The sequence below is a fragment of the Bremerella volcania genome (assembly GCF_007748115.1).
Classification (GTDB): Bacteria; Planctomycetota; Planctomycetia; order Pirellulales; family Pirellulaceae; genus Bremerella; species Bremerella volcania.
In genome coordinates this window covers 1,585,601-1,610,400 of record NZ_CP036289.1, presented here as the reverse complement: position 1 = coordinate 1,610,400, position 24,800 = coordinate 1,585,601, and the positions used below count along the sequence as shown (strand labels likewise).

Here is a 24,800-nt window from a genome sequence, read left to right as displayed (position 1 = left end):
TTAACGCGGATTCCCGCGAGGCCCTGGCGGGGGAGCAATGTACCGATCCCAAAAGGATCGGATCGCTGCTTGAAGCTGGGATAAGTCGTCGTCGTTGGGGATCTCGATATCAGCGAGCTTTCGTTTGACTTCTAATTTTTCCTGCGCGGCCTCACGAATGTCAAACTCATTTTTTGTCCAGTTTCGCGCAAGAGCCCTTTCCAGGCGTTTTTCGCGCGAGGCATCCACATAAAGAACATAGTCACAATGGCGTATCCAGCCGACCTTGATCATCACCGGAGCATCGACCACAAATGCCGGTGCCCCAGCGACTTCCGCTGCGTGGAGGGCCGCTTCCAGTTGCTGGCCGATCCGCGGATGCGAGATCTTCTCGAGGTCGGCCAGGGCCTGGCGATGCTGGTCGGAGTCGCCAAAAACCAGCTCGGCGATTTTTGGCCTTAAAACGTTCCCTTGATCGTCGAATACGGCCGAAGAAAACCTCGCTCGGATCTCCTCCTTCACCTCCGGCATCTCCAGAACGCGATGCCCGGCCTTATCGGCATCGAACACAACGGCTCCCAGCGTGCGCAAAGCCTCGGTCGCGGCGCTCTTGCCGGATGCGATACCACCCAGGATTCCGATCGTTTTCATAGTGCGACTTGCCAACAAGCTACCGATACAGGCATGCCAGGTATCGTTAACGTTCGCCTAGTTTTTTTCGTTTGCCGAGTCCGGCGATTGGTGGACACTTACCCAAGTTCAACGGGTTCGCATTCGGCCCAGTTCTGCCCTGACTCGACATCCACCACCAGCGGTACGTCCAGCTGGATGGCTTGGGTCATTTCCGGCAGCATCAACCGCACCAAAGATGGCACTTCTTCCGGGGGTGCTTCAAAAACCAATTCGTCGTGAATCTGCAGCAGCAGTTTCGACCGCAGGTCCGATGCGGCGAGCGCCTTGTGAACGCGAATCATGGCCAGCTTGATGATATCGGCCGCCGAACCTTGGATGACCGTATTCACGGCCGTCCGCTCCGGCATCAGAAGCTGCCGTGCCAATCGGTCACGCTTCTGCGGCGATCGGACGCCGTCGATCTTACGGCGACGCCCCAGGATCGTTTTCACGTAGCCATCCTTGTAGCACTGCTGCAGGGTGTTTTCCATGAAGTCGTCGACGCCTGGGTATTTGCGGAAGTAAGCATCAATGAATCCAAATGCTTCGTCCTTTTCGATATCCAGGCTCTTGGCCAGGCCGAACGCGCTTTGGCCGTAGACGATTCCAAAGTTAATCGCCTTCGCGCTGCGGCGTTCGTTCGAGGTCACCTCGTCCAGCGGAATGCCGTACACCTCCGAAGCGACTTTGGCGTGGATGTCATGATTGTTTTGATAGGCCTCTCGCAGGGCCGCATCTTTGGAGTAATGCGCCAGCACGCGCAGTTCGATCTGCGAGTAGTCGGCACAGACCAGCACCCAATCCTCGCGACTCGCTTTGAAGGCCGAACGGATTTCTTTCCCTTCCTGGGTCCGGATCGGAATGTTCTGCAGGTTCGGTTCGTTGGAACTCAACCGACCCGTCGCCGCCACCACCTGGTTGAACGACGTGTGCACGAGGTTCGTCTTCGGGCAGATCATATTGGGCAGCGCGTCGATATAGGTGTTCTTCAGCTTGGCGTACTGGCGGAAGTCGATGATCTTCCGCGGCAGGGGATCTTGCTTGGCCAACTGCTCGAGCACCTCGGCGTCGGTCGACGCGCCGGTCTTCGTCTTCTTGATGACCGGCAGCTTACGTTTCTCAAACAGAATCTCGGCCAGCTGTTTGGGCGAAGCGATGTTAAACGGCTGCTCGGCGATCTCGTAGATCTCCTTTTCCAGCGTATCGAGGCGTTCGCCGTAGGCCTGGCTCAAGTTCTTCAGACGCTCGGTATCGACGCGGATGCCGTTGTATTCCATCTCGACCAGCACATCGACCAGCGGAATTTCGACGTCGTCGAACAGATCGGTCAGGCCTTCTTCTTCCAGACGCTCGCCGAGAATGTCGTACAAGCGAAGCGGAATATCGGCATCTTCGCAGGCATAGTACGAGACCTTCTCGAGCGGCACCTCGCTCATCAGAATTTGCTTCTTGCCGGTCCCGATCAACTCGCTGATCTTGACCGTTTCGTGCTGCAAATAGCGGCGTGCCAGTTCGTCCAGGCCATGCGACCGTGCGCCCGCTTCCAGCAGGTAATGGGCGATCATCGTATCGAAGTCAACGCCTGCCAATTCGATTCCTACACCGCGGAAAACGATCTCGTCGTACTTCAAATTCTGGCCGAGCTTCTTGATGTTCGCATCTTCGAGCACCGGCCTGAGAAGCTCGATCACTTCTTCCAGCGGCAGGCTCGGGTCCTCCGCGGGCGTTTGAATCGGAATATATCGCGCCGTCCCAGCCTGCCAACAAACCGAGATCCCGACCAGGTCGGCCCAGCGGGGACTGGTATGGGTCGTCTCGGTATCGATCGAGATCCGCTTCTGCTGGCCGAGGATCTCGACCAGTTCTTTCAGCCCGTCGATCGTTTCGACGGCCTGGTAGTCGAGCTTGGTGGCCTGGAGCGCGCTGGTCTCCCCTTCCCCGGCCGTGCCGGTGGAGAGAGCCTGAAGCTGTTTGGACAGCGTGCGAAAGCCGAACTCGTCGCACAGTTCCTCGCAGGCCTGGCCGTTGACGGGCGTGACGACGTACTTCTCCCATTCCCAGCTAAGCGGAACGTCATCGCGCAGGCGAACCAACTGTTTACTGATCATCGCCAACTCGCGGCCATTGGTGATGTTCTCTTTCCGCTTCTTGCCAGAGATCTTATCGACATTGTCGAGCACCCCTTCCAAGGTGCCGAACTGATTGAGTAGGTCCTTGGCGATCTTCGGCCCGATCAGCGGAATGCCCGGTACGTTGTCGACTGAGTCGCCAACCATCGCCTGAAAGTCGACAACCTGATCAGGCCGCACCCCCCAGTCCTCCAAGAGCGACTCGGCCGTGTAAAAGGCATCCTTTCGAACATTGAACAGCCGTACGTTGTCGGTAATCAGCTGGCGGCAGTCCTTGTCGGTGGTGACCAGCGTGCAGCGGCCCCCCTTCTCCTGCACTACCTTGGCGGCAGCGGCCAGGACGTCGTCGGCCTCGAAGCCTTCGTACTCGAGCACCGGAATCGTCATCGCTTCCAACAGGCGCCGGATGCCGGCGATCTGCGATGGCAACTCGACCGGCATTTCGTCGCGATTGGCTTTGTACTGGTCGTACAGCTCGTTGCGGAAGGTCGGCCCCGAGAGGTCGAACGCACAGATCAAATAGTCAGGCTTCTTCTTCTCCAGCAGAAAGACCAGGTCCCGCGCGAAGCCATAGATGGCCGCCACCGGCTGGCCCGCCGGACCGGTCATCGGTGGGATCGCATGGAAGACCTGAAAGATCAGCGAGTGGGAGTCGACAATCCAGACCTCTTTCCCCTGCAGATCGTTGGGATCGCCTTGATCAGGCGGGGCGGCCTGGGGCTGGGGAATTTTTTCCGAAATTTCCTGCGTGTCGCTCGTGTCGAAACTAAGCGACGTTTGCCGCGTGCGATTTTTCATCATGCCAACTGCGTAAGAGGGAGGCCGGAAGCCGCTGTGAACTGCGGTTATGCACGTAGATTATTGTGCAGTAACGAGTTACGAACAAGAAGACACCCCTGAACACCCATTTTCTGTCTATTTCGCAATTTCATCATCACTCCCTGAAGGAACGTTGCCCAAAAACCCCATGATGCGACAAGACATCATTTCCATAAATCCTTTGCTATACAACGACTTACGAAAATTCCAAATCGTTGACTTCTATCCCGAACGCGTGTACACTTACGGTGCTGGCAAAGGTTTGACCAGCCAACCACTCATCCCAATCGCTAATCCGACCTAGGGTTCACGAATCCTTAACACGAGGCCCAGACGGGGCTTCCGTCCTCGCTAGTTGTTGTGATCCCTACCATCGGCTGGATTGGCATTTGCCCTCGCTTTGACTAATTTAGGCAAACTGGGGAGACCGTAGTTCCACGACCCGTCTCCCTTTACTTGTCCCCTCAGGAGAGTTTCGCTCATGGCAGCCCGTGACAATCAAGGTCTTCAAATCGCCGTGATCCTTATGGTCATGATGGTGGTCGGTTTGGGTATCACGACCGGTGTCTTCTACAACGCAAATCTGAAAGCCCAGACTGACGCGAAGGACGCCAACACACGAGCCCAGGCCGAATCGTCCAAGTCGCGTGAGTACCTGCTTGAGCGCAACCGTCTGAAGGTCATGATCGGCCACACCGATGAAACGACCATGGACGAGATCGAGACGCAGTTCAACAACGACATCGCCGCATTCGTGGCCGATGAAGGGGGCACGCCTGCTAATGCTCAGGCCCTGGACTATCGCAAGATCCCTGTCGAACTTCGCAACAAGTACTCTACGCTCGAACAGCAGTTGGCATCGGCCCGTGCCCAGGTCAACGCACTGACGGCCGAACGCGATTCGATCCGCACCACCGCGGATGCCGCCGTTGCCAAAGCGAAGTCGGAAAAGGACGCCGCTGAGGCCAACCTGCGTAAGCTGACCGCGGACTACCAATCGGAACGTCAATCGCTGCAAGACGACCAGAAGAAGGTTCTCGCTTCAAAGCAGGCCATCGAAGGTCAAGTCGCCCAGGTGACCGCCAAGTTCACCCAGGAAAAGAAAGCCCTGGACAAAGAACTGGCCGACAAGCAGAACCTGATCGCTGGTCTCCAGAAGGTGAATGAAGACCTGCAGCCGAAGATCACCGACCGCCCCGATGGAAAGATCGTCTGGTCGAACCAGCGGGAACAGACCGTTTGGATCAACCTTGGATCGCAAGACTTGCTGCGTCCGCAGATGACTTTCAGCGTTTACCCAGTCGGTCAAGAGAACCTGGCAGGAGCCGAAGTGAAAGGTTCCATTGAAGTCACCAAGATCCACGACGGACACCAGGCCGAAGCTCGGATCACCAGCTTCGACGTGGCGAACCCAATCATGCCTGGCGACACCATCTTCACCCCAACCTGGACTCCAGGGCATCCAGAGAAGTTCGCCGTGGTCGGTTACATCGACATCGATGGCGACGACAAGGACGACACCGACGACCTACGCCACATCATTGAAACCTCCGGCGGGATCGTCGCGGCTTACGTCGACGAAAGCGGCAGCATCAAGGGTGCGATCACCCCAGACATTCGCTACTTGATCCTGGGTGAACGCCCAACGGAAAAGACCGCCGAAGGTAGCCTGACCGCTTACTCGCAGATGAGCGAAGCTGCCCGAGCCAACGGTATCCAGGCCATCCGCGTCGACCAGTTCATCGACTGGGCTGGCTACGTCGGAGCGGAAGAACTGGTCCGCCTGAATGCCGCCTCGAAGCTGGAAGAACTCGAAGCCCAGGCCGAGAAGGAAAAGGCCGGCTTCCAGAAGCGACGCCCTAGCGGCAACAGCGCTTTCTAGAACGGTGCTTTCTAAGATTCGATGATTGCCAACGAATAAAGGCCGAGATCGATATCTCGGCTTTTTTTATGTTCCGATTTCTCCAAGCAACGATTAAATATACCCGCGAGCAATGGAGCACTCATGATCGTCACCACAGGCAACGACGTAGAAGGACAGCGCATCGTCGAATATTTGGGCTTGGTCCGAGGGATCGTCGTTCGTTCGACAAGCATTGCCCGCGGTTTCATCGGAGGCATTCGGGCCATCGGCGGTGGCAACATCCCCGAGTACGCCGCCGTGTGCGAAGAAGCTCGGCAGCATGCTTATGACCTGATGTTGGAGCATGCCCGCCAAGTCGGAGCCGATGCCCTCATAGGCGTGCGTTATGATGCGACCGAGTTCATGCCGGGCTCGACCGAAGTGCTGGCCTACGGAACGGCGGTCAAACTTCAGCCTGACGCGGGCTAATGTCTTTCAGTCCCCTCTCCCTTCCTAAGGGAGAGGGCGAGGGGACAAGATTTGGAGTTTGCTCTCTAAGTCAAGAACCGTGGCACGTGTTGGATTGGCAAGATTGACCGCGATGTGTGTTAGCCGTGGGAAGCGTCCTGGTGCACACTCTTGTCGGCGGCGATGGCCTGTTTCCAGAGATGGTAGCCGAAGAACGCTTCTCCGAGCTTGGTCAGTTCGCCGTGCAGGTCGTGGAACTTTTCCAGCTTCATCGCTGAAACGAGAACGCTCGGGTCGCAGAACATGCTGGCCGGCTGAGTCAGTTGAAGCTCGCGGCCAATCTTCTTCAAAAGTGACGCGTCGTGACTGCTCAGGTCATGCTTCTTGCACAGGTCCGAGAACAACCGCTGCGGGTTGTCGACTTTCCAGGCATTCTCGTTTTCCTGCCAGCGCGTCAGTGCCCAGATGAGCGAAGCAATTACGAGAACAACCAATGCCAGGATGATGAAATGCGGGAGATTGAAGTGGGCGTTCTCGGCGCGGAAGTGTTCTCCCATCGCGGTGAAGTCCACCGGCTGCTGATCGGCCAGAAAGATGATTTGCCAAAGTGGTGCCATCGGTCTTCGCTCCTAGGTAGTGACCTCTTCGCTGGCGACCGAAACATCGATCGACGGCACAGCCACTTTGCTGCCAGCGATGCGGCGCAGGCTCGCCTCGGCATTCTCGCGAACACGCACGTTACGATCGAGCATTGCCTGACGAAGTGCGGCCACCGAAGCGGACGAAGGGCAGCGAGCCAGAAGCTTGGCCGCTTCGGCTCGCAGAAAATGATCTTCGTGCTGCAAAGCCTTGATCAGGTCGGCTTCCATATCGAGGTGGTTTTCCATCACCTCGATGATCTTCAGCGCTCGCAGGCGGCGATAGCTGGCATCGTTGACCATCTCGTCGGCCAGCAGACGCTGCGTGTTGACGTCGATGCCGCGAACCAGGCGGCCGGTGTTCTTCTGCGCGTCGGGGCTCATCTTGTCGAACGCCGACAGGAAGCGAGGGAAATTGAATTCGGCCAGCGAGTTGCGAACGGTATCTTGAACGATCAGCTGCGGGCTATCCAGATGCTGTAGCAGCAGCTTGATCGCACCGGGTATGCCTCGCGGCCTGAGTTGACGCAGGGCCTCGGCACGGACGGCTGCGTTGGGATCGCTAACGGCATCGAGGATCAGTTCGTTGGTGTGCGGGTCGATGTAGCTGGCCAATTCTTCCAGTGCTGCCAGGCGTCCGCTGGAATGTTCGGAACAGGCAATCAAAAGCAGCAGGTCATACAGACGCTCCGAGCCGATCGAGGTGAACATGGCCATATGCACGGCAGCTGCCTGCTGCAGGCCGTTCAGCTTCTCGAGCACGTGACGATGCTCGTCGGCCCAGGCCACTTTGTTCAGCTTCGACAGGTTGCGCCGGACGGTGTCGTCCATGTTGCCTTGAATCCGGGCCGTCAATTCCGACATGAACGCCGGATCGTGCCGCAGCCCGACGATGTTGAGCACCGGCATGCTGGGGTGCATATCGGTGAGCGAACTGAGCACCAGGTCGATGATTTCGGGACGCGAGCTATGCCGCAGGAAGCGAATGATCGCGGCGTGTGCTGGGTGTTTGGTATTGTTCCAGGCCTCGCGGAGCAATTGGTTTTCGCGGGTGACCAACACCAGGAATGCTTCCAGAAGGGCAACCGACTCATGCTGTTGGTAGTGGCGGATGCAGTCCCCCAGGGAATCGATCGCACGGCTGCGAACCGATTCGACACCCACTTTTTTGTCGCCGGTGCGCAGGGCTTTACGGAGGCTGGCCGCCAAATGCACCAGCGTGTTGCCGGCCGAATCTCGGTAGGAATGCCCCGAGTCGCGGACGATCAGCGCGAGGGCCGGGATCAGGTCGTACTCGGGAACCTGGTGCAACACCTCGAGACCCAAAGCGAATTGCTCGTGATCGGTCGATTGGATCAGTTCCCGCAAAGCAATTTCGAGCGAGATCCCGGAGAGTTCGATCCAACTACGCTGGACCGCGGTGAATTTTCGCCAACGCTGCACGAGTGCCCGCTGCGCCACGGCGTTCCGTTGATGCAGCAAAGCCGAGAGAGCTCCTTCGCGCACTTCGGAATACGGCGAGTCCAGCGCGTCGACCAAAACAGGGACCGCCGCATGGTTGTCCGTGTTGGCAAATAGCTGAAAGGTTTTTTCGATTCCGGAGGGCACGCTTCGATTCTCGCTGCATGTCTGATTGGTTTCGGCCTTCAAGAGGCCAGAGCCTGGATCGACTACAGGAAAATCTAGTTTTCCCCACAGTTATGGGCTGTGAGAAACCGCATGAAATCGAATTCACCCTCAGCTTGTGGCCGTGCGATCGTTACAAATAGAACGACGGGCCATCCCATCAGGGGGAATCGAGGAAGGAAAAGGCCTGCATCGAACCCCCAACCGGCGGCAATCTACGATTTAAACCGTAACAACCGATTTCGGCGTTAAATATTGAACTGCCGAAGCACCAGGTCGCACACGTCGGTATCGGCCATCGGCGTTTCCGGATAGACCCCTTTTTGGTTGGAGAGCAGGACACCCCGTTGAGCATCCGTTTTGGCTGGGGCCCCGTGCGAACCCTTCACCAAGGTCGCGTCCAGTGGGATCGACTTGGTGGCCATGTCAACGTGCAGTTCGACCGGGTCGTAGCCTGGCTTGCGATGGATATCGACCGTCCGGGCAAACTTGGGGGCGTTGGCGTCTTCCAGCCAGTAGTAATAGGCCTGCCAGCTGTTGGGGGTCGAAACGAGGACCACGTCACCGCTTCGCTCGTGGTTTAAGAAGTACTTCTCGCGATCGGCGCCGGCCAGAACTTCGGCGATCCCTGCCTGGCCCTCGAACAGCTGGACGACCTTATCGATGGTGGCCTGATCGCGATCTTTGACGTAGATGTGCGAAAGCTGGTGATCGGCCACGGCAAATGCGTCGCTGCCGCGGTAATCGATCGTTTCCCCTTCTTCGCCGCTGTTGACCGTCAGCAGGCCAGCTTCCCGCAGCATGCGGTTGGGATAGGTGACGTGATCGACCGGGACGATCGTGTATTCACTGGCCACCAGGATCAGCACGTCGTCGCCATAGGCTTCCTTCAATCCGGCAAACATCTCGCCCAAAACGACATCCAACTCGGCGACGGCCTTCATCGCCGGCTCGCTATCGGGACCAAGCTTCTGGGCCTGGTAGTCGAGATGGGGGAGGTAGATATAGAAGAAGTTTGGCTTGTGCCTGTTCGCGGTCAGCACGGCCGTGTCGGAAATCCACTTGGTGGAAGGAATCGAAGCGAGCGGTCCCCAGAAGAACTTCAGCGGAAAGTGGCCGTATTGTTCGAGCAACTCGCCGTAGTACTCGGTCGGCCGCGTGTAACACCAAAGCGATTCGCTGCCGTCTGGGTTATGCACCGGGGCCGGCATGCAGACGTAATCGGCATTGCAGCGTTTGCTCAGCATCGGGAACCAGACCGCCGAGGTGAGCGATGGATTGTGCTCTTTGAGGATGTCCCAAATCTGCGGACGGGCGATCGCCTCGTTGCCCATCGTCCACAGTTCGACTTCCCCCTTGTCGCGGTCGTACCAGCCGTTGGCGACCACCCCATGATCGACCGGCAGCGTCCCGGTCATGATGTTCGTTTCCACGCACAACGTCACCGCGGGAAAGCTCGGCACCAGCGTGGCTTTGTCCCCAGACTCGGTCAGTGCCAAAAGGTTCGGCATGTGGGCAACGTCGGAGGCTCGCAATCCGGGGATGGAAAGAAGAACAACGTTGTCGGCCATGGGAGGTGCTCGCTAAGTAAGGGCAGGGTCGGGAATCCATTGACAATCAAGTCACTCTAACCCGAGATCCCACGCGAGAAAACCAGGGCAGATCGTGGTTTTGTTCTCCGAAGACCCGCCGCTCGGACATAGAAATTTGCTTTCCCCCAAATTCGAGGCCTATAATCCGCCTGGACAGGAAGTCTCAAGAAGTCGCTACTCACAAACCCAATCCCGTTGGACACAACTTTTCTCAGGCGTCGTTCCATGCATGCAAGTCGTTGCCACTTCATCATTGCCCTGCTTGTTCTTTTCGTGGGGCACGGCTTTGCCGCGGCTGAAACTTTCGAGCTTGTTCGCGTCCTGGAAGTTACTGGGCGACAAGGAATCGCCACCGATGGCGAGCGATACTTCGTCAGTGGCAGTCAGGCCCTGCACATCTACTCCAAAGAAGGAAAGTTGCTGAAATCCAACGAGGATCCGTTCACGGGTCTCGAAAAGCGGGCCAATCATTTTGGAGATATCAGCGAACACAACGGAGAACTCTTTACGGGAATCGAGTGGTTTGAAGAAGGCCGCGGCAAGGACATTCAAATTGCGGTGTACGACGCGAACACGCTCAAGTTCAAACGCTCGTTCCCATGGAACCCTGAGTCAGGCCAGGTGGAAGTCAGCGCGCTGGCCGTCGACGAGGCCAATGGCCTGGTCTGGATGACCGACTGGGTCAACGGCAACTACGTCTATCGGTACAAGCTATCCGATGGCGAGTATGCCGGGAAGTTGCATCTGCGACCGGTGCCGCAGTGGCAACAAGGGATCGCCGTACACAACGGGAACCTCTACATCACGGCCGACGACGGAAATGCGGACGATCGTGAACCAGACAATTTGTGGAAGGCTCCGGCCAGCAAAGAGGAAACAGCCGCATACGTTCAGCACGTGCTCGCATTCGATCAACTTCGCGATTTCGGCGAGATAGAAGGGATCGACTTCGATGAACAAGCGGGCGAAATGCTCGTGTTATCCAACCGGGGTAAACGAATCGACCTGGGCACGCCCAAGGGTTTCTATCCTGGCTACGATCGAGAAATCAGCGAAGTCTATGTCTTCCGGAAGACTGACCGCTAACTCACTTCAGCGCTACAACAGCGGCTTCAAGAACTCGTACGACTGTTTTGCCATGTTGGGGCCGTCGTGGCTGTGGCGGCTGAGTTCGACGTTGACGCAATCCTGGTAGTCGATTTCCTTCAGGGCTTTGAATATCGGCGGGAAGTCGATCTCCCCTTCCCCGAACGGCAGGTGCTCGTGGACGCCAGCGTTCATGTCTTCCAGGTGAATGTTGACGATCCGGTCGCCGTAACGGCGGATGTAATCGGCGATAGGCGTTTCCCCCTGGCAGTGCAAGTGGCCGATGTCGAGGGTCAGCTGAAAGTTGGGGGCATCGATCCGCTGCTGCAGCTGGTCGAACTTCTCCATCGTATCGATCAGCATGCCCGGCTCAGGCTCGAAGCCGATCGTGACGTCGCGCTGGGCGGCGTAGTCGAGCACCGGCTCGAGCGACGCGACCAGGCGGTCCATGGCGACGTCGAACGAAACGTCGTCCAGCAGACGACCTGACCAAACCGAGACGCAATCGCTTTTGAGCGTTTGGGCCGTATCGATGCAGTGCCGCATGAACTCGTAGCGCAGGTCGCGTCCTTTCGCTTCCGGGCTGATGAACGTCGGCTCGTGTTTGCGGCGGGGATCTAACAGAAAGCGAGCCCCCGTCTCGACCACCGATCGCATCTTGGCTTCTTCAAGCGTCTTGGCCAGAAGATCGACCTGCCGCGTCGCGAGATACGTGTTGCCAAATGGCGTGAGAGTCATGTGGTCAACCGTCAGGGCAATCGCACGGTAGCCGATCTCTGCCAGGATTTCCACGGCATCGAACGGGTCGTGATGCGCGAGTCCATTCGTGTTGTAACCTAGGATCATTCCTGACTAACCCTTCGACCTTACGACGTCGATGACTGGTTTGCTTTTCTTCGCGAGCGAGGCTGGCCTACCTCGCTCAAACTGCCCCTCGACATTACGTCGAATACATCCAGCGGCGAAGCCCCATCATGGGAAACAACAGGGCGACGATCACGACAGACCAAATCGTTCCGCATACCGCTAGGGTAATCGCTGCGTCGTAAAAAATCAGCGACAAGATCGCTTGTTTAATCGTTAATTGCACGTTTCGCGGCTCGGGGTAACAGACCGCGATGACCACTCTACGCCCCAAGGCCAGACTCAATAATACCAAAATCCCCCATAGCCCGAACGATTTCGCCGGATCGACGTCAACGATCGACGGCTGAAACCAGGGCACGATTCCCAGCATGCTGATGCCTGCCAGCATCAAAAACGCGCCCAGGCCAAGCATGCCCCGGCTGCTGACGACCGCTTCGGTTCGCGCGAACCATGTCACGCCCACGATGTACACGCCGATGCCGCCAGCGAAAAGCAACTGGCCGATATCGTAACCCAAAACCTGCCAGCTATCGCTGAAGGGAAGCTCTTTGGATAGGCTCATCCCCAACAGAATATTGAAAAAGCGACACGCGCCCATTAGCCACGGGGCCAAGACCGTGCGTTTAAGAACCGCGTCGTAGGCAACCACGCAAACGGAAAGCAATGCCGCGATGGCACCGCCTCGCCAGGGCATCGCGGCGTAGTCGACGTAAACATAGCCGCCCAAAAGTGCCACCAGGGTGCCAACGACCAACATCGAAAAGCCCGCGATCAGGGCCGTTTGTGCGGAAATCGCCCCGGAAGGAATCGGTCGATCAGGGCGATCCCGGGCGTCAACGTCGCGGTCGTAGTAGTCGTTCAGAATCATTCCGGCCGAGTAAATCAAGCTGGAAGCCAACACCAGGCATAGGAAGATGACCGGGGCGTTCAGGTTGGCGATCCCCTGGTTGGCAAACGCGGAAACGATGAAGAAGCCAGCGAAGATATCGGCCCACGCCGTAAACAGGTTCGGCAGCCGGCACAACTTGCCAAACGCAAGCCAGGCAGGGTCAACCGGCGTCTGGGATGTCGTCGAATCGTCCAAGGAGCGTCTCGTGATAGCTTTTTTAGGCGCGAGGGGGATAAGGATAGTGATTGTACGATTCAATGCAGAAAGCGTCGAGAACGCCCCGCCGCTCTCTCACTGAAAACTGAACACTTAAAACTGAAAACTAACCACAAAAAAACCCCCGCGTCGGGCGATTGACGCGGGGGTACTCAGAAAAGGAGGGGCTTGGCAGGAGACAATTACCTAGGCACTTTTCGTTTCGGGCATTTTGAAAAGCTTCTCTCGACCTTCAACGATCTCTCGCGTGATCGAGTAGTTGGAGCCAGGTTCTTGCTCAGGGAGATCAAACATGATGTCGAGCATCACCGATTCGATGATCGAGCGAAGACCACGAGCCCCGGTACCCTTGGCCAGGGCACGCTGGGCGATGGCTTCGATCGCTTCTTCGGTGAACTCGAGTTCGGCGTTTTCCATTTCGAAGAGGGTCTGGTACTGCTTGACCAGAGCATTCTTCGGTTCCGTGATCACTTTCTTCAGACCGTTCAGGTCGAGCGGTTCCAGCGAGGCGACCATCGGCAGACGACCGACCAGTTCCGGAATCAGGCCGAATTCCAGGATATCGTCGCTGGTCACGTTTCGCATCAGTTCCGCCGAGTCGGCATCCGACTTGAACCCGGAGGCCTGGCCGAAGCCGATGCTCTTGCGCCCCATGCGGCGACGGACGATGTCTTCGATGCCGACGAACGTGCCACCGCAGATGAACAGGATGTTGCTCGTGTCGATCTGGATGTACTGCTGTTCGGGATGCTTCCGGCCACCTTGCGGCGGAACGTTGGCGACGGTCCCTTCGAGCATCTTCAAGAGCGCTTGCTGCACGCCTTCACCGGAAACGTCACGGGTGATCGAAACGTTGTTCGAGGTTTTGCCGATCTTGTCGATTTCGTCGATGTACAAGATACCGCGCTGGGCAGCTTCGACGTCGAAGTCGGCAGCATGCAACAGCTTCAACAGGAGGTTCTCGACGTCTTCACCGACGTAGCCGGCTTCAGTCAGCGTGGTGGCATCACCAATGGCGAACGGCACGTTCAGGATGCGGGCCAGCGTACGAGCCATCAGCGTCTTACCGCTACCGGTGGGACCGGCCAGCAGGATGTTCGACTTTTCGATCTCGACGTCAGAACCTTCGTGACCGACGACCAATCGCTTGTAGTGATTGTGGACGGCGACCGACAGCACCTTCTTCGCGCCATCCTGACCAATGACGTACTGGTCGAGGTTAGCCATGATCTCGCGAGGGCTGGGGATCTTGTTGAACAGCTTGTTGCCCGAACCGCGGCGACGATTCTCTTTCTCGAGAATCTCTTTGCACAGGTCGATGCACTCGCCGCAGATGTATACGTTGTTGTAAACGTCGCCAGGCCCCTCGACGAGTGGACCTACTTCGCGGTAATTGCGGCGACAGAACGAGCAAAATGCATTCTTCTTGTTGGTGCTGTTGTGGCGAGTTCCACCAACATCATTTCCTGCGGGCATGAATTAACTCCTTTCGGCTTCGCTTGGAACAGTTTCCTGGCAGCGGGTTTGGAACCTTGAGGCAATTCTCTTGATGCTTGTGCCGGCCAGGGCTGTTGTTATTTCCACGTGCTGCTCGACTGGCCATGGCTTATCGAAGCCGTCTGGCCTGGGGGCATCCTTGTCCGCAAAGAGTTCGAGCCGTATTCTTCAGCCGCAGTGATTGCTCTTGTGTAAGGGGCAACTTCCTACGCTGATACCGCTTCGCAAGGGCGAAGAGAGAATCACCGAAGTGACTCTCATTGGTTGGCCTCCCAGGCACCACACCTCGCAATACGAAACGTTGTTTTGGTTTGTGCGATTGTGTTTCGCAAAAACCAGACAAATAATCCCTAATCCGCCTTGCTGGCATCTTCGGTAAAAACGACTTCCGTTTCTTCCGAAACTGTTGCAGGCTCTTGGATTCGGGCTGATATGTCCGTTTTTATCTTTCGGAATTCCTCGTCCGATAGCTCACCCCGTGAATGCATTTCGCGGAACTTTGATAGCATCGTGTCGGGGTTGTGTTGGTCCTCGTCCGAGTATTCGCGCCATTTTCTCAGAAGGTGAAACGTTAATGCCAATCCTAGGATGCATACGGCTAATAGGAATACTGCGAATGCTAACTGCAGGTATTGATTTTCCATCGCGACCCAGGAAGTACTAACTCAACACTGCCTGCCCATGCCACAAGCGTACCGATAGCGCAGGCCGTCCTTCAAATCACTATTATTTCCATAAACGGCAACCTCGTCCAATCATTCGCCCGGATTGCTCCCGCCCAATCGGCAAATTGACAAGGCCAACCGCCGGCAGATAGGCTATCTCTACTCGTATCTTCTTACTTGAAGACCATTTAGGGCGACCCGATCATGCCACGCGAAACTATCGTTCAAAAAATCTCGTCCACGGGAATCGTCGCCGTCATCCGTGCCGACAATGGGGAAATCTTGGCGGATGTGACTCAGGCCCTGATCGAGGGTGGGGTAACGGCAATCGAAGTCACCTTTACCGTTCCCAAAGCCCACAAGGTACTCGAGTACGTCGCCGATCGATTCGGTGACCAGATCCAACTCGGAGCCGGCACCGTGCTCGACGCCGAAACGGCTCGCATCGCGATTCTGGCCGGGGCCGAGTTCATCGTTTCGCCGATCGTCGACCTGCCCACCATCGAGATCAGCCATCGCTACGACAAGGCGATGATGGCCGGGGCTCTCACGCCGACCGAAGTCGTTCAAGCGTGGCAAGCCGGATCGGACGTGGTCAAGATCTTCCCTTCCGACCTGACCGGTCCAAGCTACCTGAAATCGCTCAAAGGTCCCCTTCCCCAGGTTCGCATGATGCCAACCGGAGGGGTCAACCTGGATACGGCCGAGTCGTTCCTGAAAGCGGGCGCGTGTGCTTTGGGGGTCGGTGGTTCACTGGTCGAAAAGTCGGCGATTGAAAGTGGCAACCTGGATCGTATTCGCGACCTGGCCCAGCAGTATGTCGAGATCGTTCAGCGATTCCGTGCTCAATAGTTGTTCCCTGCCGTGGGGACCGATACGATGAATTGAGACGAAACGACGTTGACTCATCTCCCCTAATTCGCAGCGCACATGCCCATTTCCTTTGATTGCCCTCATTGCGGGACCCATATGCAGGTCCTCGAACGGTATGCTGGACAAACCGGACCGTGTGCCGTGTGCGCCAAGACGATTACCATTCCTGGCGAGCAGGGATCGGCCACCGAGCCAGGGTTTTCGCGGGTCTCCTCCCGGCGCTCGTCTGAAGATAACGGCGGCGTGGCCCTGGGAACGCTGATCGGAATTCTGGGCGGATCGGTCGCTTTCTTCTCGGTGATCTTTCTGACGACGGTGCTGATCTTCAGGGTCGCCATCCCGGCCGCCAACCAGATGCGAACCGACAGTCTGAATCGGGCTTCGCTGGACAAGATCGAGCGGATCGTCCAGGCACTCAATACGTATCACGACCTGCATGGATCGTATCCGCCTGCTTACTTTACGGATGAGAACGGGCAGCCGACACACTCGTGGCGGGTGATGATTCTGCCGCAGTTGAATCGCAACGATCTTTACCAGCAGTACAACTTTAACGAGCCTTGGAATTCGCCCACGAACATCAACGTCACGACCCGGATGCCGGACGTTTACCGCAGCGAGACCGACAACACGGCCGGTTCCACCTCGACCAACTTTGCGGCGGTGATCGGCAAGCGGACGATGTTCCCGCACGAGAAGTCGACCACCCGGTCTCAGGCCATCGACGATCCGGAGACCATTCTCATGGTGGTCGAGGTGCATGGCCTGGGTTTCGACTGGACCGACCCAACGGCGAACTACGACCTTGACAGCCCGCAAGGAACGATGATTATCGATAATAACCGAAGCTCGATGACGGCGAACAAGTCGATGCTGACCGGTAACCTGGGCGTGATGAGCGAAGACACTTACCACGCCGACGACAACACCTCGATCACGCTTCTGCAAAGCATGGCCACACGCAGCGGTAGCGAAGACGTCGGCTATGAAATGGACCTGTTCGAGCGGCCGTGAGCGTTACGTATTGAGCGATTGGTACGAGCCGTACGACCGGCACAGTTTGCCAGCCTTCGCTGACGCGTACCATGAGAGCGACCCTATCAAGCGGACGACTCAACAACCGATAGATTGTGTTGTCGTGTTCTCTATCGTTTTAAAGGGTCGTTCATGTTCGCCAAATCACGCTTGCTCGCTGCCACGGCTGGCGTACTAGCATCGATGCTGGCACTGGGCCCTGGCATGCTATCAGCGCAGGCCCATCGGCCCGCTGGCACGACGCCTTCCGATGGCGGACCCGTACTGACGCGGCAGACCGAGTTTGGCATCCCTTACCAGGTCGATGCCCCGGGTTCGACTCCGGAAGTGCAGCTGATGGTTTCGAACGATCGCGGGGCGAACTGGGTGGGCTATCACCGCCAGTCTTCCCAGCAGGACCGGTTCGTCTTTCAAGCCAAAGCCGACGGCGAGTATTGGTTCGCCATCCGAACCTTCGATGCCAGCGGACGCCCCACCGAAACCGGCGGTTACTTCAAACCTGAATTGAAGGTTGCCATCGACACGCAGACGCCGCAAGTCTCGCTCAAGGCGCAAGCACTCGAAAGTGGCGAGGTGATCGCCCAGTGGACGATTCACGATCCCGCGATCGACCCGAACCAGATCCAGCTTAGTTATCAATCTTCGCTGCAAGCCCCTTTCCAAACCGTTCAGGTCGATGCTTCCAAAGCGTATCAAGCGGAGGGCGTGATCGCTGGCGAAACGCGTTTCTTTCCGATCGCCACCGACCGGGTCATGCAGATCCGATTAGATGCCTACGACAAAGCAGGCAACGTCGGCTTCGCGCAGCAGTCGGTTTCGGTCCCGCTGGTCGCTCAAAAGCCAAGCTGGAACGGCGTTCCTCAGCCAGCCCCAGGTCAGGCCGGCCCCGCCCAAGACTCGCTTGTCGGCGGCAACATCCCCGTCGATCCATTCAAGCAGCGCCGGATCGAGATGCCTGAACCTCCCAAGCAGCCAGTGCCATGGCCGACCGACAATGCCTTGCCGCGGCCAGAACAACAAGCCCAGAACCCACCGCTGCAGCCTGGCGCCGGTGCTCAGCCGCCGCAGCCGCTAGCCGACATTGGTGCTCCGCCGCTGCCTCAAAATGTGGACGATCGGTTCAAGCCTGCCAGCATGAAGATGGAACCACCAGTCGCCTCTTCCAGCCAGCCAGACCGACCCACCGTGCGAGCGAACTCCACCGTTGGTCTTCCACCAGGCGTGTCGGCTCAAGCGATCAACCACAAAGGGTTCGCCCTCAACTACGGGGTCGATACGGTCGGTCCTTCGGGCATTGGCCAGATCGAGCTATGGGTGACCCGCGATGGTGGCGAAACCTGGGAACCAGGCGGCACCGACCCGGACCGTCAAAGCCCATTCGACGTCGAAGTTCAGGCCGAGGGTACGTACGGGTTCCGCATTGTGGTCGAAGGGGGCAACGGCCTGACTGGTCGACGTCCGCAACCAGGCGACCTGGCCGACATTTGGGTGAACGTCGACCTCTCGCAACCGATCGCCACGATCACTAACGTCGTGTATGGCGAAGGACCGCATGTGGGGCATCTCGATATCAGTTGGAATGCTACCGACAACGATCTGGCCGATCGCCCCGTCTCGCTGTACTACGCCTCGTCGGCGGATGGCCCTTGGCGGCCGATCGCGGAAGAGATTGCCAACTCTGGGCAATACATCTGGAAAATCACCCCGGAAGTTCCGGCCGATATCTTCCTGAAAGCGACTGCCCGGGATCGCGCCGGCAACGTGGGCGAGTTCATCCTGAAGCGGGCCATCGCCAACGACGGACTCGTTCCCCGAGCGCAAATTCGCTCGCTGCAACCGATTTCCAGCCAGAACGATCAAGCGGCCATGCCGTTCACGATTCGTTAGGTCTGCCGCTGGTAGCCAAATTGCCCGGCACCGGGTAACTTGGTGCCATGGCAAATACGGTTCACGCGTTTGATTTTCTCGACATGGACGCGACGTCCATTCCTTCGGTTTGCGTCATCTTCGGCCGCGATGCCTTCCTGCGCGGGCTTGCTGCGGAGAAGATCCGCGACGCGGTCCTGGGGGACGATCCCGACGTCCCGTACGGCAAGCTGGCCGGAAACCTGGTGACGTGGGTCGACGTGGCGGATGAGGTCTCGACGGTCAGCTTATTCGGTGCGTCGGGCCGCCGGCTGGCGATCGTGGAAGATGCCGACCCCTTCGTGACCCGCTACCGCGACGAACTGGAAGGCTTTCTCGAAAAGAAACGGCCCGGCGGCGTGCTGGTTCTGCTCGTCGAGAAATGGGCCGCCAACACGCGGCTCTATAAGAAGTGCAACGAGGTCGGTCTTCAGGTTCAGTGCAACCCTCCGGAAAAGAAAGCGGGCAAGAAGACTTTGCTCGATATGGACGGGCTGAGCAAGTGGTTCGTCCGCCGAGCCAAAGAAGAACACCACGCCAAACTCAACGCAGGCGCGGCACACCTTTTGGTGGAACTCCTGGGAACGGAACTGGGACTGATCGACCAGGAGATTGCCCGGCTCGCCCTTTTCGTGGAACCGCACGATGCCATCAACGAGGATCTCGTTCGCGAACAGGTTCATGGTGGCCAGTTGCAAGAGATCTGGCACCTGGTGGATGCGGCCGTGGAAGGAAAGACGGCCGAAGCATTGAACCAGCTCGATCGACTCTTTCAAGCAGGCGAAAAGCCCCAGAAGCTATATGGCCAGATTGCCTGGAGCCTCCGGCGCTTCGCCGCCGCGACCCGAATCTATCAACGTGCCCGCCGCCGCGGAGATGCCGTCAGCCTGCGTGATGCCCTCAAAGAAGCAGGCTTCCCGAACTGGCCCAAGGCGCTGGAAGAAGCCCAGCGACGGCTCTTGGCCCTCGGTCAAATCCGCGGGGGACGTCTCTATCGGCAACTGCTGGAACTCGACATGTCCCTGAAGGGAAGCCACTCGCAAGAGGCCCGCGGGCGGTTGGCGTTGGAAAAGATGATCGTGTCGTTCTCCAAAGCGATGGACCCGCCGCGTGCTACCGCTCAGCGCTGAACTCAAATCCTGTCCCCTCTCCCTTCCCAAGGGGGAGGGGACAGGATTTGCAGCTAGCACCCGCTCGGCATTCCCCACTCGGTATCTCTTGCTTCAATCTTGAGGTTTTCCTACTATCCGCCGACCGTTTCTTGGAAGAAGGCTTGCGCCCGCGCGCGCCATCAACGGAAGCACGAGCGAATGATGTCGAAGATTATCCTCCCTAGCGTTGTCTCCCTGACCGTCCTTCTGACTGGCTGCATGAGCGGCTGGAATCGCGGGATGAGCGAGCCAAGTTCACTCAATTCGTACCTCAATCAGCAAACGGCCCAGCCGAAACCGGCGGCTAAGCAATCGACCATGCCGGAAACCGAGAAACCTCAGCAGCACGAGTTGGTCAAGTCGGAAAGCAGTGACGTGGCGTTGGGCAAAAAGCTGGCGGCTAGGTTGGCAGCCGCCGAGCAGCAAGCGGCTGGTTCCGAACCACAAGCCACCACCTATGTGGCACGCGTCGAAGCGTTGTCGTTACCGGCTGACGACAAGAAACAGATCCTCAGCGAGTTCGCCTCGGCCAGCGACGCCCAATGGGAAGAACTGCTTTCCAAGCTGGAACCTGTGTTCGGTCCTAAGCAACAAGCGGTCGTCAAGAAAGAATCGGCCAGCGAAGCCGACCTGATCGACAAGTACGCCTCGAAGCTCGTAGAGCAACATCTGCAAGTCTCCGCGGAAAGCGACCCTGCCGAGCAGCCCAAGCGGTTGCCATCGGTCAACATGCATCAGGATACATCCCACCTGGCACAAGCCGATCCGGCAGGCTACCCGCGCACGATCGATCTCGACCGCGGCAAGACTTCGCCAGCCGCGCGGGCGACCGCTCCTCCTGAGGAAAGAATCCGCCGCGACACGGGCGTTCAGCTGGCAGCCTACGTGCCGGAGATGGACGCCCACTCGGAAGGTCTCTATCCGGAAGACGTTCAGGCCGCCACCATCGCCGACATGAAACGGGACCCGAGAAATCTGCCTGACAAGACCGCCGGCCCCAAGCCGAAAGCGGCACCAGAAACCCAAGAAGAAGAAACCGTCAGCCAGCTTACCCGCGTCGAATACCGCGCGATGCAGATTCTGTGGCAACGCAGCCAGATTTCATTAGAAGCGCTCTACAAAGAATACAAAGCGCAGTTCGCTCCCGAGCAATCGCGAACTTCGCCTGACCCAAGCATCCTCAGTCTCGACGAACTACACGCGATTCTCTTCGACTTGAAGAACCGCGGCTGGATCGCGGATACGCGGCGGGGCAATACGGTCGTCTATTGGGCTGCTCGTAACCAAGAGGAAACCGACTCCGGCAGTTGGGAAAAGATGATCGACGACACGATCCTGAAGCTGGAACGCGTCGCTACCGATACGCGGGCATCGGGCGAAGAGCGCACCATCGCCCAGTTGCGTCTGCGGATGCTGTACCTGATTGCCAATCGCAAGGCGGACGCGATGGAAAAAGTCGAGGGCCTAACCGCTGAAGAACAAGAGGTCTGGAGCAACACGCTCTTCGGCCTGGCCGACTACATGAAAGTGGAGGACATCCCGGTCGATCGTCGCCACACGCTGGCATTGGGATCGTTCCGCCGGGCCATGTCCCACCTGGAAGCGGCCAGCCCGTTGGAACTGCGAAACCTGGAATTCATTCAAAGCGTCGACAGCTTCGGTCAATTCAAGCCGTTCCCCTCGCACGACTTTCAACCGAAGCAGGAAGTGTTGCTGTACGTCGAGATCGAGAATTTCACCAGCCGCGACAACGGCGGCAAGTTTGAAACCACGCTGCAGAGCAACTACGAGATTTACGACCAGTCAGGCCGCCGGATCGATGCTCGCCAGTTTCCGGAAGTCAAAGACAGTTGCCGCGTGCGTCGTCGCGACTTCTATGTTCCTTACCGCTTGTACATGCCTGAGAATATCCCCAGCGGTACCTATCGGCTAGAATTGACGGTTCGTGATTCGGCCGCCGATAAGTTCGGCCAGTCCTCGATCGAGTTCCGCATCAAGTAGGAAGACGCCATGCTCATGTGCGACGTTGCGGTAATAGGTATCGGCGGCGTCGGCAGCGCGGCGGCCGCTTACCTGGCCCAGGCCGGCGCAGACGTGATCGGTCTCGATCGCTACTCGCCTCCGCATGCCCGGGGCAGTTCGCACGGCCAGACGCGCGTCATTCGCATGGCCTACTTCGAACATCCGGACTACGTCCCCCTGCTGCGTCGGGCCTATCGCGGTTGGCACGATCTGGAGCGAGCCACCGGACGGCAGCTCTACTTCCCCACCGGCGTACTGCAAATCGGTCCCGAGTCAGGCGAAGTGATTGCCGGAACGCTGCGCAGTGCCCAGCAGCATCGACTGGCGATCCAACAGTTTCGTTATGAAGACATCGCCAGCGAGTTTCCCGGTGTAGTTCCTCCCGCGGACTGCGTCGGCATCCTGGAGCACGATGCAGGCTATTTGCTGGTCGCCGAATGCATCAACGCCTACTTAGACCAGGCGAAGCAGCACGGGGCCACGATCAAGACCGACTCGCCGGTTCAATCGTGGTCGCGGACAGGGGAAGCCTTCGAACTGCGAACCGATTCCGAGGTGATTCACGCGAAGCAATTGGTTCTGTGCGGCGGGGCCTGGGCCAAGCAGCTTCTGGCCGACCTGAACGTGCCGATGACCATTCTGCGGAAGCATCTTTACTGGTACGAAAACGATGCCCCCGCCTATACGCCTGCTTCGTCGTTTCCGGTCTTTCTGATCGTAACGCCGCAAGGGATCTACTACGGATTTCCCCAGCTCGACAGCCAAGGGGTGAAGCTGGCCCGGCACGATGGAGGCGAGCCCATCGCGTCGGCCGATCAGCAGAACCAAAGGGAAGACGCCGCCGACCGCCGGGCAGTCGAAACCTTCACGTCAAGTCACCTTCCGCTGCTCTCGCACAACCTCGTGCACCACGAGGCGTGCATGTATACGGTCACGCCTGATCAACACTTTCTCGTGGGCACGCATCCTGAGCATGAAGGGCTGCACTTTGCGGCTGGCCTTTCAGGGCACGGTTTCAAGTTCGCTTCGGCCCTGGGGGAGATCCTCTGCGACCTGGCTACGACCGGCCGAACCTCCGCGCCGATCGAGTTTCTTTCTCCCCGGCGATTCTCTTAATTCGCGCTGACTACGCTTAACGGCAACCTAGAGTTGGATACGCGTTTCGCTGCGCACCTGCGCACGCGCATGGAACAATCGCTACAACCGCTACAATCCGCCAATCGGAAGTCGCCATGAGCCAGCTTCAGCTACCTCCACAAGTTCAACAGTATGCCAGCCTGCTTCAAAAACAGTGGAAGCTGTGGGTGCCGGTGGCCGTTGGCTGTTTTCTTCTGGCGGCAACCTATTCGCTGGTGAAGCCGGACCAGTGGCAAGCCACGCAGTCGATCCTCTTGCGTGACGAAGCGGCCGGCCAGTTGAGCGGCCAAGGGCGTTTCGACAGCATCGATACGATGAAAGCGGCACAGGAAATGGTGGTGGAAGTGGCCCGCAACCAAGCAGTCCTGGAAGCCACGCTCAAGCAGGTTGGCCCACCGCTGGGAAACCGCGTCCAAGGAGAGTGGCCGTCACTGACCGACGTCGAATCGCTGCGCAAGAACGTGAAGGTCAGTCCACCCAACGGAGCCGAGTTTGGCACGACCGAAGTGCTGCACCTTTCGGTTGACGCCGATGATCGCGAGCGAGCCATCCTTCTGACATCAACGCTCTGCCAGCAAATGGACATCGCCCTGAAGAACATCCGTAACCGACGCGCCGACAGCGTGATCGCCGAACTGGAAAACGCCGAGCTACTAGCCCAGCAGGAACTGGACCGGGCTACCGAAGCGTTGAAAGCTCAGGAGACCAAGGTCGGAAGCGACCTGGGTGAGCTGCGCAGCCTGAACGATGCCAACTCAGGCGACGGCAACCTCCGCAATGCCTGGAACAAGATCAAGCAGCAGATTCGCGACGGCGAAGCCGAACTGGTCAAGCTGGATGAACAGCTGAAGATTCTGGAAGCTGCCCAGAACGATCCCGATAATCTGATCGCCACTCCGAACCAATTGCTCGAAAGCCAGCCATCACTTCGCCGTTTGAAGGATGGCCTGGTCGATGCCCAGCTTCGTACCTCGCAGCTGATGGGCAAGATGAGTAAGTCGCACCCGCAGGTTCAGTCCGCGGTTGCGGCGGAAGATGAAGTGCGTCATAAGCTGCGCGGCGAACTGGCGATTGCAGTCCGCGGTATCCAGGCCGACTTGCAGTTGCAACGATCGCGTCTGAAATCGATTAACAACCAAGAGGCCGACGTTCGGGAACGGCTCGATTCGCTGGCCTCCATTCGCGCCGGCTACGCTAACCTGGTGGCCGACGTCGATAAGTGCACGCTCGTCCTGCGGACCGCCCATGAACAACTGTCCGACGCCAAGGCCAACAAGCGTGCTTCGGAAACGGCCAGCTTGATTACCCGCATCGATCAGCCAACCACCGGCGAGTATCCGCTAGGGCCAAGCAAGACGGTCATCGCGGGAAGCGGCCTATTGGGTGGCATGATCCTGGGCATCGGCATCGTGGTGCTGCTTTCGCCCATGCCAGGCAGCCAAGGGCGTCGCTGGACCGATCGTCTGTGGGGACGCCGCTCGACCGATACGTCGGCGGCACCGGCCGCTGGAGATCGCCGATCGGTTCCGCGGGCGGCGGAACCACCGGTCAATCCAGATGCCCCAGGCCGCGGTCGTCGTGCGACCGATCAAGCTCCGCCGGCAACCTATCCGGAAGTCGACCGACGTGCCGGTTACGACCGCCGCGGAACGGCCGCGCCCGGAGATCGGCGCGGCCAGTAGAGTAACGAC

18 protein-coding genes are annotated in these 24,800 nt (G+C 58.2%); 10 read left to right on the top strand and 8 right to left on the bottom strand.

The window, feature by feature from the left end; translation table 11 throughout:
* Both coaE and polA read right to left on the bottom strand, forming a co-directional pair.
* Positions 1-630 (bottom strand): dephospho-CoA kinase, encoded by a 630-nt coding sequence (coaE, locus tag Pan97_RS06510; protein WP_144971311.1) that lies wholly within the window; start codon positions 628-630, stop codon positions 1-3.
* Between the two features lie 98 nt (positions 631-728).
* Positions 729-3,581 (bottom strand): DNA polymerase I, encoded by a 2,853-nt coding sequence (gene polA / locus Pan97_RS06505; protein WP_241676365.1) that lies wholly within the window; start codon positions 3,579-3,581, stop codon positions 729-731.
* 499 nt (positions 3,582-4,080) lie between these two features.
* Here polA and Pan97_RS06500 point away from each other — a divergent pair, with 499 nt between their 5' ends.
* Positions 4,081-5,481: a GumC domain-containing protein gene (locus Pan97_RS06500; RefSeq protein ID WP_144971310.1), complete on the top strand. Its 1,401-nt coding sequence runs from the start codon at positions 4,081-4,083 to the stop codon at positions 5,479-5,481.
* Between the two features lie 123 nt (positions 5,482-5,604).
* Positions 5,605-5,931, top strand: coding sequence for a YbjQ family protein (locus tag Pan97_RS06495; protein ID WP_144971309.1), 327 nt, complete (start codon positions 5,605-5,607; stop codon positions 5,929-5,931).
* A 119-nt stretch (positions 5,932-6,050) separates the two neighbouring features.
* Here the strand turns inward: Pan97_RS06495 and Pan97_RS06490 are convergent, their stop codons facing one another.
* The 3 genes from Pan97_RS06490 to Pan97_RS06480 form a co-directional block, all read right to left on the bottom strand.
* Positions 6,051-6,527, bottom strand: coding sequence for a hypothetical protein (locus Pan97_RS06490; protein WP_144971308.1), 477 nt, complete (start codon positions 6,525-6,527; stop codon positions 6,051-6,053).
* Positions 6,528-6,539: 12 nt separating this feature from the next.
* Positions 6,540-8,156, bottom strand: a complete 1,617-nt coding sequence (locus Pan97_RS06485) for a HEAT repeat domain-containing protein (protein WP_144971307.1) — start codon at positions 8,154-8,156, stop codon at positions 6,540-6,542.
* 266 nt (positions 8,157-8,422) lie between these two features.
* Entirely contained in the window at positions 8,423-9,745 is a 1,323-nt protein-coding gene (locus tag Pan97_RS06480; protein WP_144971306.1) for an alkaline phosphatase family protein, read from the bottom strand.
* 246 nt (positions 9,746-9,991) lie between these two features.
* Between Pan97_RS06480 and Pan97_RS06475 the strand changes: the two genes are divergently transcribed.
* On the top strand, positions 9,992-10,852 hold the full coding sequence (locus tag Pan97_RS06475) for a hypothetical protein (protein ID WP_196782301.1): 861 nt from the start codon (positions 9,992-9,994) through the stop codon (positions 10,850-10,852).
* 12 nt (positions 10,853-10,864) lie between these two features.
* On the opposite strand, the gene Pan97_RS06470 is transcribed toward Pan97_RS06475, so the two are convergent.
* The 3 genes from Pan97_RS06470 to clpX all read right to left on the bottom strand — a co-directional run bounded on the left by Pan97_RS06470 (position 10,865) and on the right by clpX (position 14,300).
* Positions 10,865-11,698 carry a sugar phosphate isomerase/epimerase family protein gene (locus Pan97_RS06470; protein WP_144971305.1) on the bottom strand — a complete coding sequence of 278 codons (834 nt, stop codon included), beginning with the start codon at positions 11,696-11,698 and terminating at the stop codon, positions 10,865-10,867.
* 94 nt (positions 11,699-11,792) lie between these two features.
* Positions 11,793-12,803 carry a UbiA family prenyltransferase gene (locus Pan97_RS06465; protein WP_165698641.1) on the bottom strand — a complete coding sequence of 337 codons (1,011 nt, stop codon included), beginning with the start codon at positions 12,801-12,803 and terminating at the stop codon, positions 11,793-11,795.
* A gap of 207 nt (positions 12,804-13,010) precedes the next feature.
* Entirely contained in the window at positions 13,011-14,300 is a 1,290-nt protein-coding gene (gene clpX / locus Pan97_RS06460) for an ATP-dependent Clp protease ATP-binding subunit ClpX (protein ID WP_144971303.1), read from the bottom strand.
* An 890-nt stretch (positions 14,301-15,190) separates the two neighbouring features.
* Between clpX and Pan97_RS06455 the strand changes: the two genes are divergently transcribed.
* From Pan97_RS06455 to Pan97_RS06425, 7 genes are all read left to right on the top strand, one after another.
* A complete protein-coding gene (locus tag Pan97_RS06455; RefSeq protein ID WP_144971302.1) occupies positions 15,191-15,838 on the top strand; it encodes a bifunctional 4-hydroxy-2-oxoglutarate aldolase/2-dehydro-3-deoxy-phosphogluconate aldolase in 648 nt (215 codons plus the stop codon).
* Positions 15,839-15,916: 78 nt separating this feature from the next.
* Entirely contained in the window at positions 15,917-16,873 is a 957-nt protein-coding gene (locus Pan97_RS06450) for a DUF1559 family PulG-like putative transporter (RefSeq protein WP_144971301.1), read from the top strand.
* A 153-nt stretch (positions 16,874-17,026) separates the two neighbouring features.
* Positions 17,027-18,781 carry a hypothetical protein gene (locus Pan97_RS06445; protein WP_144971300.1) on the top strand — a complete coding sequence of 585 codons (1,755 nt, stop codon included), beginning with the start codon at positions 17,027-17,029 and terminating at the stop codon, positions 18,779-18,781.
* Positions 18,782-18,828: 47 nt separating this feature from the next.
* Positions 18,829-19,929: a DNA polymerase III subunit delta gene (gene holA, locus Pan97_RS06440; protein WP_144971299.1), complete on the top strand. Its 1,101-nt coding sequence runs from the start codon at positions 18,829-18,831 to the stop codon at positions 19,927-19,929.
* Between the two features lie 180 nt (positions 19,930-20,109).
* Positions 20,110-21,951 (top strand): hypothetical protein, encoded by a 1,842-nt coding sequence (locus Pan97_RS06435; RefSeq protein WP_144971298.1) that lies wholly within the window; start codon positions 20,110-20,112, stop codon positions 21,949-21,951.
* Positions 21,952-21,960: 9 nt separating this feature from the next.
* Positions 21,961-23,088 carry an N-methyl-L-tryptophan oxidase gene (gene solA, locus Pan97_RS06430; RefSeq protein WP_144971297.1) on the top strand — a complete coding sequence of 376 codons (1,128 nt, stop codon included), beginning with the start codon at positions 21,961-21,963 and terminating at the stop codon, positions 23,086-23,088.
* 116 nt (positions 23,089-23,204) lie between these two features.
* The gene (locus Pan97_RS06425) at positions 23,205-24,791 is read left to right on the top strand and encodes a GumC family protein (RefSeq protein WP_144971296.1); all 1,587 of its coding nucleotides are present in this window, start codon (positions 23,205-23,207) and stop codon (positions 24,789-24,791) included.
* Positions 24,792-24,800: the final 9 nt, after the last annotated feature.

Excerpts from the sequence above, each read along its gene's own strand:
- coaE (WP_144971311.1), bottom strand. The coding sequence starts at position 630 with ATGAAAACGATCGGAATCCTGGGTGGTATCGCATCCGGCAAGAGCGCC.
- polA (WP_241676365.1), bottom strand. The coding sequence starts at position 3,581 with ATGATGAAAAATCGCACGCGGCAAACGTCGCTTAGTTTCGACACGAGC.
- Pan97_RS06500 (WP_144971310.1), top strand. The coding sequence starts at position 4,081 with ATGGCAGCCCGTGACAATCAAGGTCTTCAAATCGCCGTGATCCTTATG.
- Pan97_RS06495 (WP_144971309.1), top strand. The coding sequence starts at position 5,605 with ATGATCGTCACCACAGGCAACGACGTAGAAGGACAGCGCATCGTCGAA.
- Pan97_RS06490 (WP_144971308.1), bottom strand. The coding sequence starts at position 6,527 with ATGGCACCACTTTGGCAAATCATCTTTCTGGCCGATCAGCAGCCGGTG.
- Pan97_RS06480 (WP_144971306.1), bottom strand. The coding sequence starts at position 9,745 with ATGGCCGACAACGTTGTTCTTCTTTCCATCCCCGGATTGCGAGCCTCC.
- Pan97_RS06475 (WP_196782301.1), top strand. The coding sequence starts at position 9,992 with ATGCATGCAAGTCGTTGCCACTTCATCATTGCCCTGCTTGTTCTTTTC.
- Pan97_RS06470 (WP_144971305.1), bottom strand. The coding sequence starts at position 11,698 with ATGATCCTAGGTTACAACACGAATGGACTCGCGCATCACGACCCGTTC.
- clpX (WP_144971303.1), bottom strand. The coding sequence starts at position 14,300 with ATGCCCGCAGGAAATGATGTTGGTGGAACTCGCCACAACAGCACCAAC.
- Pan97_RS06455 (WP_144971302.1), top strand. The coding sequence starts at position 15,191 with ATGCCACGCGAAACTATCGTTCAAAAAATCTCGTCCACGGGAATCGTC.
- Pan97_RS06450 (WP_144971301.1), top strand. The coding sequence starts at position 15,917 with ATGCCCATTTCCTTTGATTGCCCTCATTGCGGGACCCATATGCAGGTC.
- Pan97_RS06445 (WP_144971300.1), top strand. The coding sequence starts at position 17,027 with ATGTTCGCCAAATCACGCTTGCTCGCTGCCACGGCTGGCGTACTAGCA.
- holA (WP_144971299.1), top strand. The coding sequence starts at position 18,829 with ATGGCAAATACGGTTCACGCGTTTGATTTTCTCGACATGGACGCGACG.
- Pan97_RS06435 (WP_144971298.1), top strand. The coding sequence starts at position 20,110 with ATGATGTCGAAGATTATCCTCCCTAGCGTTGTCTCCCTGACCGTCCTT.
- solA (WP_144971297.1), top strand. The coding sequence starts at position 21,961 with ATGCTCATGTGCGACGTTGCGGTAATAGGTATCGGCGGCGTCGGCAGC.
- Pan97_RS06425 (WP_144971296.1), top strand. The coding sequence starts at position 23,205 with ATGAGCCAGCTTCAGCTACCTCCACAAGTTCAACAGTATGCCAGCCTG.